Consider the following 12,985-nt stretch of genomic DNA (forward strand, 5'->3'; position numbering starts at 1 on the left):
ATCAGCAACCACAACCGGCACTACCCCCAAGAGAACCTTTATCCATCAGCCAACCACAAGGAAGGACAATAGCCGACCGTGACACATCACAAGAGAGGGATACGGATATGGAGATAGAGCAGGGTAGTTACACGCTTGAGCAACTCTGTCAGGAGGTCATAGACCACACTGAAAGCGCGTTTGAGCAGTACCACGTCAAGCATCTCAAGTTCTACTTCTACATCGCAGACGAGGACTGGAATTCGAACTTCCCAGACAGGTACGAAACACAGGATTACGGGGAGATGACGAAGGTTTCTGCCGAGTATACGAATCGGTTCGGAGCGGAAGATCGCGCGGACTTCTTCATCGGCCCATACGGCGACGAGAGCGAGATCATCACAATCCTGACTGCAGAGACGCAGGAGGCTATCGATCAAGCTCTCCTCCCCATGCTAGGCCGGAGGGACGACATCTCTCTCATGCCAATCATGCTGGAAGACTTCCAGCGCATGAACGAACTCGTTCTGGAGCACAACGATGTCCGAATTACCGAATTCAAGTCCAAGCGAGTTCCCGACCTGGCGGAGGCCGAGATCCGACCTAGCGTACAGCGCTCTATTGAGTACAAAGGTCGGGATGGGAAGGAAGCAATTGAGGAACTCCGAAGCGGGTACGGTGTCGTACCCGTCCGAATCCAGTACGAGCATCAGAACCTCTCCCTGAAAATCGACTCCCGTGGGAAGTTCACGCTGAAGAAAATAAACTCGAAAAACTTTGATCTCCTCTTTGAGCTTGTCGAAGAAGTCATCGAGAACGTTCTGGAACTGAAGGACATCACTCAAGAGATCCGATTTACCGAGGAGGAGGTGGAATCGGGAAATTTGTCGATTACGGTGCCCAAAGTTGAAGCGGGTGAAGTCACCTTCGACCGTGAATTCACTCGCGTACTAGCGGAGGATTTTGTCGAGGGCACCAGAAATCGCGACCGGGTCGACTTCAGTTTCACAGATGTGACAATGCAGGCCGGTTCACTCGACTTCTCCGCTCAGGTAGTCGACGAGAATCGGAACTCGTTCTTCAACATCAGCGCCACTGCGGACGAGATGCGGATCGTCCCCGAGACGAACTGCTCGTTTCCTTCCCTGATCGAGTTCTACTTCTGTGTGTTGCAGCTCGTCGACGGGAACGCCGAGCTGGACCTGCACAATTCTCAGACTGCTTCATAGATGGTCAATATCGAGCCTCCCTCCGACCTACCGGACCATCACACGAGTGAATTCAGAAGTGCATATCGAGAGTGCATAATACCCAAGAACAGGGATTTCGACCGCGAAGGCTACAAGGATGACCTTGAGAACTTCATCGACCAGGAGCGAGAGCACAGGAGACTGATTAATTTCTGTGTCTTCCCGTTCGTGCAGTCTGCACCGGAGGGGTACCAATTCGTCCGTGCCGATCCACTAGAGGAGTGTGGAGTCAAGAATTTCGACTTCCTCCTGCACGACTTAGAGGGGAAGGTCATCTTTGGAGAAGCAAAGGCCAGCCTCCCAACAAATGTTGGCAGTGAGATTAACGATCTCCTTGAGCAGCGAGAGACGGTCGAGGCGTGGCAAGACTATATCGAGGAGAACTACCTCGGACAAGAGATGGTGTTCGCAGAGTATGTGCTAGCGACGTACGATAACTACGCAACTACCGCATCTCGGAAAATGTTGGCGAGAGGCGAGGATGTGAAGGTCTGGGGCGTGAACAGAACGGAGAAAGAACTCAATCTCAAGAAGAGTCTGCCAGACGAAACCCCTGATAATCTCCCGGGTGACGACCCCATCGCCGAACTCTCTAAGCTAGCCAAACACTCCATTGGTCCACTCAACTCGGTACTAGAGAATTGTAGGACTGCGACGGGAGCAGTTAGCGTTCTACCCGAATCGGCAGACATTGACCAGCTCCGGGTGATCACTCGCGCCTATTCCTCAAGAGGGAGAGACACGTTCATCGATCGCACAGACATCAGACGTGAGATCAAGGCGGGTGCGCGGAATTATGGATCTGAGCGGATTGATGAGATCACCAACCAATTGATCGAATTGGGACAGGAGGTCGGCCTACTCAAGGACTGGAGAGACGGTCCTGCGGATTACCGAGTTGTCTCTCAGTACACTTCCAGAAAGGGTATCGAGAAGACGCTGAAGAAGAAGTGGAAAGAACACAAAGTCAAAGAGAGGTACAGCAAGATGCAGGAGGCATGCCGAGAGTACGCTCGGGAAGAGGTAGGTAAGCAGACGCAGCTGAGTGAGTTCTGAGACTCTTCAACTACTCTACCCTCCTGCTCTCCCTCGCTTGTGCCTTCACAATCAACTCGCCGCGGTAGTGGTTTAGGAACGTATCGACTCTTGGGCTTCGTCGACGCGCTCAACCACGGAGAAATGAGCACCGCGGGATTTGTACTGACCGATCTGATTCGGTGAGGCCGTGTGCCGAGTGACTGACCGATACGTGCTCTGGCTCTCGTACGACAATCATGTCAGAATCACATTCCTTTAACAGGACTATTAATCCAGTCTATGTTATCTACCTACTCGTCGCTAGACTTGAATTCGACACGGTCGCGTGAAAGCAGCGGATCTTCACCATTCCGAAGCGGCGGCTCACCGAGCGTTTCTGGGTCGATACCAGACCCATCCAGGAACGCTTCAAGCGAACTCATAGAAGTATCTTCGTCGCCAGTCATCGAATATACCTCGTGCCATCTCGTAGTGGCTGGTTCCATATTAATGAATTTGTTCTGGGGACTCGGTTCTAATCTCGGAGAGTGTTACCCCACATATTACGACAACAAGTGGTTTGTGGGGTAACATCAGTATCAATTCGAGGACACAGATCCGCTGTGGAAACGAGAACGAGAGTGTGGGGAAACTGTGGGGGTTTCCTGGAAAAACACCGATACTGGCCGCTCAGTCGGCGATATACCTATGCTCCGCTACGCAGTGTAGAGTGTGAGGCTGACTAGAGCCTCACGAACGGAATTGGTGTATTCCAATGAACAGTAGCAACACTGAGGATAAGAACCTATCGGCGACGATAGAGGCGACGAAGCAGACGAACGAACGACATGGGACCGCAACGACGCGGACTGAAGACGGTCGCTCGCCCTACTTCCGGACCTACCGGGAGGACCAGGAGCAGCGCCGCTCCACCACTGAGCCAACGACGAGAACTCGGCTGGTCGCAAGACTGGCAGGACTCCTCTGGACGCTCATGGACGCCCCATCCGACGCTGACTCCCGAAACGACCCCGAGGTCACGACGGACCAGCACGAAGACGGTGACGCCTACACGGAGCGGACCGCAGCGAAGACCGACTTCGGGACGCGTGCAGAACCCGTCGATGGACTGTACGGGTACACGTCTGATGGCTACCCCATCGTCCCAGAACGAGGACAGCTCATGAGAGCCCGAACGAACGCGAACGGCCAGCCCGCTGACGCGCTCATCGAGCCCGATTCAGCAGGCGATCTCGCATCGTGGCACCCTGGTAACGCCAGCTCAAAATTCGTCGATCCGACCGGCGAACAAGTCGTTGGTGTCGCCAGTGGCCTCGACGAATCCGCCGGCCGCACGACTGCACACACGCCGTCGACGCCCACTTCGAAGGCTGTCGACCACCGAGTGACGACCACTAGCCGCCACTCGAGCTCGGCTCCACTCGGCTCAGCCGAAAGCCGACTGCAAGCGTACGACCGACCGGACGACGCAGAGACCCACGACCACGCTGAGCGGACGGAGACAACCACGGGACTCGAGACCGCCGACCTGGAGGTCTTGCTCCCCGATGGCGAATACGTCCGTCTCGGTGACCTGGTCACCGAGCCCGAGCAGTTCGCAGGCAGCTCTCTGGAGTCCATCGAGCGATCACTCGCATTGGAGGCCGAGAAACGGAAAGTCACGGATGGCATCTGCCACCCTGGCGAGCTGAGCGACGACGTCGAGCTAGTCGGTCACGCGAAGTGGCTGAACAACCGATTCGACGAACTCGCAGCGACCCGGCCCACTGCGGCTGAACTCGCCGAGGCCCGAGAGAAACGAGCGAAGCAGGCCCACAAGGACCGCCTTCGTCCGTTGCTCGAGCTGGACCCTGACGAACACGAGGAAGTCTGTGCGATGGCGCACCGACTCCTGAGTGACGACTTCGAGAAGGTCTACGAGGTGCGCAAGAGTCCGCTGACGCTCGCACTCGCGCTCGCGAAGCGTGTCAACCGCGACGTCGAGCCGACGAATGCGCTGCTCAGACAGGCCGAAGACGAAGCGAACGATCCCCAGAACGTCCAGAAGATCGGCAACGTCCGATATATGTCGACTGCACAGACGAAGGGGAGGTTCTCCACGCAGGGTCGTGTTTCGATCCTCTTCGAGAACACTCACCCCGGAATCAAGCAGGCCGGCGTGCTTCAGGACGAGACCGGGACGATCCGTTTTGCAATTTGGGCGAAAAGCGAGTGGGATGAGACGCGACCAACGCCGGATCCAACGGATTTCGGCGGTCGAACGCTCATCCGATCACACCGCTTCCCTGAACTGCAGGTCGGAGACGTTGTCCGTGTTGATAATGTCGTGAAAGGATGGTACGGCAACGAAGCCACCTTCGAGACTCGTCGGGACAGCGAACTCACAATTCTGGAACGTACCAGTGACGAATCAAAGCGTGACGTACCTACGTCCGATGCTGTGACGACTCAGAAGTCGAGACAGCACAGACATCGTCAGCGAACTGGCCCTAAGACGATTGGCAAACCAGTGCCGAAGAATCCCATTGCGTACTGGCGGGGTTCTGAGAGCTGGGTGTTCCCGGTGACGGACTGGACACCTGACTGGTGGCTCGCACAGGAAAACGTTGAGAGCGTTGGAACGTCTGATGCGGAGACGATGACTGGCAGGAAGGTAACCACTGAACCGTAACGAACTGTAGCAACCAGAGTCCCCTACGGACTCAGAAATCTAACCCCTCTTTCCGAACACCTGAACGGGAGCAATTGTAGACAAGCAGTTACCCCACCTAAACAGATACACTGCAATTTGTGGGGTAACGGTTGAGTTGGTAGCACGCTTTCCTGTCTTATCTAGATGGACTCCTCAGGGACGAGCGTGACATCCTCCTCGCCGTAAACGGAGAGGCTTCCCGTACGCAGTTGGGATATTTGCTGGTCTACGACATGAATTGCTCTCTCGTACGAAACGTCCCGCTCTCGCGGTCGAACAACTGTGTCGATGGCTGTGCCACACAGCCGTTACTCCTATCCTCGCCGTGAGGACTCGGAGTTATCTTCTGGCGCATATTCTCCGCCCCGTTACAATCCGCGTTCCCGACCAATTCGCACGACGAGCAGACGTACAAGCCACGTTCTACACGGTTTGATTTCGTATCGTCACCGCATCGTGAGCACGTCTTACTGGTATCCCACTCGTTCTCCTTCAGCACCGCAACACCACGAATCTCCCCCTTGTACGCGAGGTACTGGTAGATGCGGTCGAACGCCCACGAGTGCAGTTTCTTGTTGCCGGTCTTACCCCAATCCGACTCTCGCACATCTTCTGGCCAACTCACCGCGAGCGTGCCTACACCGCGTTCGACACACTCCGTGATGATGGTGTCTGTGAGAACGTGGTAGAAGTGCCTCTCACGCTCTGTGAGTTTCTTGCGTGCCCACATCGACTTCTCTGACGGGCCATTCTCACCCTCTGTATCGTACTCGGCTCGCTTGAAGTAGTGCTTGTCTTGCTTGAGCGAGTTGCCGGGATACAGGACGTATTCGTCGGGAAATGCGACTGTAGCGATGTTCTTGATGCCAAGGTCGATGCCTGCAACTTCGTCGCCTGGTGAGTCGTTCGTTTCGAGTTCGACTTTACAGACGAAGTGCAGCTCCCATTCGTCGCCGTTCCAGACTGCTCGGACGTTCTGCACCGAGTTGACTTCTGAGAGGTCAACATCCGGGCGAGTCTGGTACTCACAGAGCAGGAAGTCCGAGAAGTGATCTTTCAGATTCGAGCCTTTCGAGAGGCGAACGCGGTTGTTCTCGGTATCGTGTTTGAATCCGTCTTCTTTGAATGTGACCGTGCTCCGTGGTCGTTTGTCACCGTGTTTGCGGTAACCGGGCGGATTCGCCGCGTCGTCTTTCTGTCGCAGGCCGAACCATGACTGAAAAGCGTCGGAAAGTTCTTCGATGACTTTCTGACTGGATTGTGCGTTCAAATCTTTCCAGCACGCCTGGTTCTTCATATACGATTTCAGCACGCCCTCATCTGGTATTTCGCCAGTTGCATTCCAAATTTGGTCGGCTGTCCATCGTGCGACGTTCCAAATTTTGGAGGCGGAATCTCCGAGCGAATCGAGGCCGCCACAGACCTGCCGGTGGTTCTGGATAGAACCAACATAGGTTCGAGTGGCCTCAATCGCCATACATAGCCTATGTCGGTAATATTACTTAATGACTCGCATTACCGGTGAATATCCGGGCTGATATCAACGGTAGTTGGCGTCAAGGTTGTCGGATTCACTCCCGTGGTAAACGTCGGATTTTTCTGCTCGAAAAAAGATAGACTGAGTTTGTAAAGAGCATCATATAGCTGAGGGGGAGGAGAAGTAACAGATTCTGAACGACTGCGACTATTCTTCGCTGTCGTGAGAGTTGCCTTCCGCAATAGCGACGACAGCCTCTCGGAGATCATCGAGGCTTGCACCGTATTCGTCCTGTGCCTGAGCACCGAACGGGGCCTCCTCAGCCTCGAATGCCTCGATTCGGTCACTGGTCTGAGCCGCCGCTTCAGCAACCCACGCTTCTCGAGTCGACTCATCGACCTCGGTGATCGACTCTGACACGAATTGAAACCCAACGGCCAAACCTATACGGGGATAGCAAAGAGAATGATTGTCAATGATCCCTGACCCGGTTCTTTTCTCCATCGTATACGACTCAGGAACGGAGATTTTCAGCAGGTTCCGAAAAGGAAGAACATTTCGCAAGGCCGTTGCTGACGCAGCGGAGGCGACTGCGGCTGATACCCCCGGAATCTCTTCAGACGATCTTCTCGATATTTTTCAGGCTGAACTTGACGAAGAAGCGACGGCTTCTGCAGATACTGATGAGATACTCTCAGACCTTGCTTATGCGCTAAAGGTGCGAGCGAATACGACCGAAGATGTCGATTTCGAGGCGACAATCGAACGGTTCCTTGTTCATCTCGAAGAAAACCTCGTTGCTGGGGGACAGACCCACGAGATCTACCAAATCCTCTACGAATACGTCCGCCACACAAACACCCTCACAGAAACGCTGGTCGAAGAGATTGAGCAACGCCATGAGCGATACTACGATGATCTCGACGCGTTGTCACGGTGGAGCAATCGAATGGCCCCGTCCGAGACGGCGTACCAAATTCCAGAAATCGACCAACACGTCGCGGTTTCAGGCGTTTCGACAGTTGAGTCTGAACTATCTGCTGGAGAAAACGTTATTCTTACCGGGCCTGCAGGTGTCGGGAAAACGGGTGTGCTGGCAGAGCAATACGCCACACTGGCGGACGAGCATCCGGTCTACTTCATTGATGCACGTGAATTCGGTCAGTTCGAGGCAATCTCCGATGTCGAAGCGGAGTTCGGCATCACGAACAGCCTCCGAGATCTGTTTCAGGAGGTCGCTGACCGGAACGGTCGTTGTACGGTGGTGGTTGATCAGCTCGATAACATCCGAATAGAAACTGCAGCCACCGTATTCCAACATCTACTCCTCGACTTGAGCGAGATGGACCAGGTTGGCGTCCTCTGTGCATGCCGGACATGGGATCTGGAACAACCGGAATATCAGCGTTTGAATGAGGCGTCTCAGTTCACCCAGATTGAGCTTGAACCCCTGGACGAGGCCAAGGTGTCATCGCTACTGTCAGAACTCGGTGTGGACTCTGAGGAGCAACCACCGGCACTACTTGACCTGTGTCAGCGACTACTGAACCTGACGCTACTCGCTGACGTGATAGCAGCCGACGCTGCCATCGATCCTAGTTCGCTTACTACGGAAACCGCACTGTGGGACGCATACCGGGAGTCGCTTGACACTGAGGGGAGCGGCCCGTCGGGTACCATCCCAACGAGCTGGGAGGACAGCCCGGTCGACCGCTGTGTATACCACGCACGGTCTTCCCTCCGTGATCGGACGACCACGTTCGAAATCGAAGAACGAAATCCCGGTGACGGACGGCTGCGAAGCAGGGGGACGATCGTCAATGACTGGCGCCGCCGATATCGGTTCAAACACGACCAATTACAATCGTATTTCTACGCGTGGGACGCGGTTTGTGGGGATTTCTCCGTTGAAAACGTTCTTGAGGACGGCATCGATGAACGCGTCGCAGCGGATGTCTTCGACTGGATGTTTCGTATGTATCTAGCGGACGCCAGCAGGAGTACCTCATTCATTAGGGATGGGCTCGGTTCAGATTCCGATCTCGGGTTCTACGCAAAGTCGATCCTCGCGGAATCAGCACGGGACCTCGGTCCGAAACAGTTGCCAGACGAAACTTCCCGGGCACTCCTAGACTCCTTGAACACAGACCAGAACCTCACACGAGAGTTCTATCGAAATCTCTCGTCGCCTGCATGGGCGAGATACTTGGTCGACAATGAACGAGTCTCGGAATTTGGTAGCCATTCCGCAGCGTATGTCTCCGAACTCGCCGGGACACACCCAGAACTCGTGATTGATGCACTAGCGACGTATGACACGCCCGATCGTTCTCAGTTACACCCCTACCTCTCCGTCGTCGATTCCTTGCCACCCACCCAACTTACCGGACTGACGTCTCTGATAGTGAAATACCTCGCCGATTTGGATCGAGAGACATCGAAGCGAATGCATTCGAATCTTTCGACACTGGTAGGTGCGTTAATCCGCGAGAGCCAAGCAGACGCCACGCTGGAGTTGCTTTCCGCTCTCCTTGAATCGGCAGTAAGCGAGACAACCGAGGTTGAACGAGGGGAATATTCAGGAACGAGGACAGAGGTTCACTGTCGGCTCCGGCCGAGGTCGGTCCAATCGTTGTTCGACGAGTACGGTGACGAGTTAGTCGCAACCTGTGGGATGGACCTTCTCGACGTCCTTGACGAACAATTCCGGAGCTGTCTGGACCGGGTTGTCTCGCAGTCAGCAGATGAGCTTCCGCCGGAACGCCTCCTCCGTCGTCGGTTAGTTGCCAACCGACTCAATCCCACGAAGATAGAGGTAGTCTTCGTCCAAGTGATCGAAGACGTTCTGGGATCGCTGCTCGTTCACGACGCGTCAGCTGGGTCTGCATGGGTGCGTCGCTACTTAGAGGACGACGGAATCTTCAAGCAAATGGCGATAAGCGTCCTCGCGCGGCATCCCGAACGAGCGCCGGAACTCGTTAGCGAGGTTCTGACAACCGCTAAAAACGTTGTCGACCACGAGATCTCAACGGAATACATCTCCCTGCTGGATAGCGGGTTCGGTGTCATTTCAGAGGTGGATCAAAAGACCGTCCTCAAGCACATCGACGAGGCACCCGACGAAGAGGACATTCGCGAGCGGTTGTCCGATCGGCGCGAGTTCGATTCCACGGACGAACTCGACCGGATGGTCGACGCTCAGATCGATCGTTGGAAACTGAAACGGCTATATCACGTTCGTGATGCAGTGTCGAACTCACGGCAGACAGACATTCAGTCGTTAATTGATGAGTATGGTGAGATCGAATACCAAGCCGGGACCGGCTACCACTTTCCATTCCAATGGGGAGACGACGATGACGGCACCCCATTCGATCCTTCCGAATTAGACGCTGATGCGTTCATCTCTGCTTGTAGGGAGCACGCGGTCCCGCATCATTTTGAAGAAGAGTCAAAAGAGGACACGGATGAACTCCGCGCACTACTCAACGAGGAGCTCCATGACCGTCTCCGCAATGACCCGGCGACGTATCTTCCACACCTTCCCGAAATAGTCCGTGCGGGTGACGACGAGTTCGTCAATACAGCCTTCGAGGCAGTAAAGTCTCTGATCACGAATACCGACTACCGTGACACCACGATCGAAGCGTGGGGTTCGATCCTCGAAGCACTTGCTATGGTCACTGACATCGGGACCGACGAGCGACTGTGGCCCCGGGATACGCGACGGACCGCTGCAGAACTTGTTCAGACGATCATCTCACATACACGGAGCTCGCTCCCGGTCGCCGAATACGAGGAGGTTCTGTCGGAAGTCCTCATGCGGCAGCTCCAAGATCCAGACCCTGAGCGAACAGACGCGGGGTGGAATCAGTCGATTGCGCCACAGAATCCCATCTTCGTCAAAGGGGTTCGGCCGACTGGCGTCGTTGCAACGACATACTTCTTCGCCTCGCTAAACACTGATACCTCGGGAACTCACCAAGACTTGTGGGACCGGATAATAGCGCTGTTTGAAGACTCTGCACGACCAGTCCGTTTTGCCCTCGGAATGCGACTACCGCTACTATTCTACCTCAACGACTCGTTAGTTCGAGCACATATGGATGCGCTCTTTCCCGAAGACAGCTCTCCCGAGGCAATTCGACGCTTTACTTCGGCTTGGGAGGGATATCTCACAATTACTCGTCTATCACAAGACCTGTTCGCCGATCTGCGTTCAAAGTATGAACGAGCGATTGATTTCTATACAGCTGACAGGCCGGACGCTGTCAAGGAAGATGAAAACGGCATTAGCGCATATTTGGTCGACAACACTGCCGATACCTACGATGAGCGGACGTACGAACGAGTGTGCTCGCACCTCGCAAGTGCATATGCACAAGAATTCATTGAGGCTTCTGACCCACTCATTGAGAGGGCATTTGCTTTACGCGTCGCTGAATTAGATGGTGAAAACATCAAGTCAGCCGATCTCGCATTCGCCCGGACGTTCACTGACCTACTGAACAATACAGATAACCGTGAGTTTGAGACGATGTGTTGGGAGCGGGCAATCGAGTTCTGGGAGATACGGCTTGAATACCACGATACACCAGCGTGCGAAGGATTTCGGGGGTACGCCGAACTGTTAGAGCATGCCCCGCCATCGGCGAGCGTAACAGAAATCACAGACCACCTCGTTCGGAGCGCCCCTTGTCTATCCTCATCGTTCCCGTTCCAGCAGGTAATCGAATTCTTGGCAAACGAGGTGAATTCCAGTCCGACCTCCGCAGCTATAGACGATGCAACCAGTGTACTCGTCGCGCTCGTTGACCAATGGGATACTTCGTTCACCTATCCAGCGAGCGACGACCGTTGGACTATCGTGAAAGTAGCAGCGGCAAACGGCAATGATCAAGCAATAAAGCTCGCCGAGCGTTTCTATGAATCTGGCGAGTCAGAGTATCGCCGAATAATCGACCAGCACAAGACAGCCGACTCAGAAACTTCGTGATCTTAGGGTCTGACGCAAGCCCCAGAATATACACATCTGGTACTGGCCAGCGTAGACGTGACATCTATCCCACCTAATCGTGGGATCCCCTCGCGCGAGGATTGACCGTATTCGATCCTCCGGAGGTGGCGTTCCCCTCACAGGTACTCCAGTTCGTGCGCTCCTCGTTGGGGTTTGTCTGCCGTAGCGGCGGGGCGGGTGTGATAGGCCGCCATTCGTGATTGTCCCACGTAAGTCGCACGGGCCGTGCCATCGGCCGTGTGATGTCGGTTTGTTGTTTCAGAAACGATTCAGAGGCGCTCAGATCCGCGTGGCCCTCAAATCCACACGTGCAGGTGATTGTATCCTCGTGACGCATGGTACGTTCGGTAGACCCACAGGCCGGACAGATCTGACTCGTCCACGCCTCCGAGCGTTCCTCGATCTCGATACCGTATTCCTCTGCAGCGCAACTGAGCCGATCGGTAAACGTCCGAAACGCCCAGAAGCTGTGTGTCTTCGTGTTCACCTCCACCGACCAGTGGGCTTCGAGGATATCAGTGAGGTCACCCACATAGATTTTAGCAACACCTTGTTCGTAGAGACGTTCCACGAGATCCCTAATGAGGGTCCGCTGAGCGTGATCGCGTTGGCGTGTCCGTCGGCGATATAGCCGACGAATCCGTTTACTACTGTGCTGGTCGTCAGCTAACAGTGATTGTAATCGGCCGATTTCTTCCGTGGTCGCCCGGTACCGTTCGAAGAGCGCCCGTCCCCCGTACAGATATCGCTGCCCGGTGGTCGTCGTACAGGCGACAAGCGTGTTCGCACCGATGTCCAGTGCCGCTGATTCGTCTCCCATCGGTGTGTCCAAGTACGTCTCGTCGACAGTGACTGACTGATAGGCTCTAAAGCGGGCCTTCACTTCATCGTACTCAAGAACCAATCGGCCCTGCTTATTGTAGTCGGTCCACCGCGGAGCGCCACGGATTTCGAGTCGGAACCGGTCACGGCGATCAAGTCCGTACTCCGATTTCAGCTCCTGGCCGACCAGTACGTCTAGCCGGGATCGGTCACCCCACTCAATGGTGTACGAATCGGTACGAATGGTCGTCCGAAGTTCTCGGCCGTCCTCCCGGTTTCCCCAGAACCCAGGCTTGCTAGGGGCTTCGCCCTTCTTTCTGAGCGCGAAGTACGACCGCCACGCCATCGCGTTCTGTCGCTCTATTTGTTGGACGGTCGCTGCACCAAGAACACCGGCGTAGCGCTCGCCGTAGTTACTAAGATCCCAGATGTCGCGATCGGGGTCGGCGTAGCGGTGGCGGCGTTCGTAGTTGATTTCGTTCCAGAGTGCAGCAGAGGCGTCCAACAGCCGGAACAAGAGTTCCTCGTCGGCATCGGACATTGGGACGACATCGAACGTGTTGGTCCGCCTCATCGGAGGTTACTCTCCTCGTTTTCTGTTATAAAGGTGTGTATGAGACCACAGAGAAACCGAATTTGTGGTACGGTCCGGACAACCGTGTAAGCGACGTTCATCGCTCATGCAACCTGGGTGAACAGAGATGGTCACA

At 55.0% G+C, this 12,985-nt stretch carries 8 protein-coding genes; 4 read left to right on the forward strand and 4 right to left on the reverse strand.

The window, feature by feature from the left end:
- Positions 1 to 107: 107 nt before the first annotated feature.
- Together NOV86_RS21565 and NOV86_RS21570 are read left to right on the forward strand one after the other, a co-directional pair.
- A complete protein-coding gene (locus NOV86_RS21565) occupies positions 108 to 1,208 on the forward strand; it encodes a hypothetical protein (protein ID WP_267643900.1) in 1,101 nt (366 codons plus the stop codon).
- Positions 1,209 to 2,285, forward strand: a complete 1,077-nt coding sequence (locus tag NOV86_RS21570) for a hypothetical protein (RefSeq protein ID WP_267643901.1) — start codon at positions 1,209 to 1,211, stop codon at positions 2,283 to 2,285.
- Positions 2,286 to 2,557: 272 nt separating this feature from the next.
- On the opposite strand, the gene NOV86_RS21575 is transcribed toward NOV86_RS21570, so the two are convergent.
- Positions 2,558 to 2,713, reverse strand: a complete 156-nt coding sequence (locus tag NOV86_RS21575; RefSeq protein WP_267643902.1) for a hypothetical protein — start codon at positions 2,711 to 2,713, stop codon at positions 2,558 to 2,560.
- Positions 2,714 to 3,021: 308 nt separating this feature from the next.
- Here NOV86_RS21575 and NOV86_RS21580 point away from each other — a divergent pair, with 308 nt between their 5' ends.
- Positions 3,022 to 4,938: a hypothetical protein gene (locus NOV86_RS21580; RefSeq protein ID WP_267643903.1), complete on the forward strand. Its 1,917-nt coding sequence runs from the start codon at positions 3,022 to 3,024 to the stop codon at positions 4,936 to 4,938.
- Between the two features lie 247 nt (positions 4,939 to 5,185).
- Here NOV86_RS21580 and NOV86_RS21585 read toward each other — a convergent pair whose 3' ends face one another.
- Entirely contained in the window at positions 5,186 to 6,436 is a 1,251-nt protein-coding gene (locus tag NOV86_RS21585) for an RNA-guided endonuclease InsQ/TnpB family protein (RefSeq protein WP_267643904.1), read from the reverse strand.
- 207 nt (positions 6,437 to 6,643) lie between these two features.
- On the reverse strand, positions 6,644 to 6,856 hold the full coding sequence (locus tag NOV86_RS21590) for a hypothetical protein (RefSeq protein ID WP_267643905.1): 213 nt from the start codon (positions 6,854 to 6,856) through the stop codon (positions 6,644 to 6,646).
- Between the two features lie 55 nt (positions 6,857 to 6,911).
- Between NOV86_RS21590 and NOV86_RS21595 the strand changes: the two genes are divergently transcribed.
- Positions 6,912 to 11,432, forward strand: coding sequence for an NACHT domain-containing protein (locus NOV86_RS21595; RefSeq protein ID WP_267643906.1), 4,521 nt, complete (start codon positions 6,912 to 6,914; stop codon positions 11,430 to 11,432).
- A 73-nt stretch (positions 11,433 to 11,505) separates the two neighbouring features.
- On the opposite strand, the gene NOV86_RS21600 is transcribed toward NOV86_RS21595, so the two are convergent.
- Positions 11,506 to 12,849, reverse strand: coding sequence for an RNA-guided endonuclease InsQ/TnpB family protein (locus NOV86_RS21600; protein WP_267643907.1), 1,344 nt, complete (start codon positions 12,847 to 12,849; stop codon positions 11,506 to 11,508).
- Between the last annotated feature and the right edge of the window lie 136 nt (positions 12,850 to 12,985).

Origin of the sequence: Haloarchaeobius amylolyticus (assembly GCF_026616195.1) — an archaeon.
GTDB classification, from domain to species: Archaea; Halobacteriota; Halobacteria; order Halobacteriales; family Natrialbaceae; genus Haloarchaeobius; species Haloarchaeobius amylolyticus.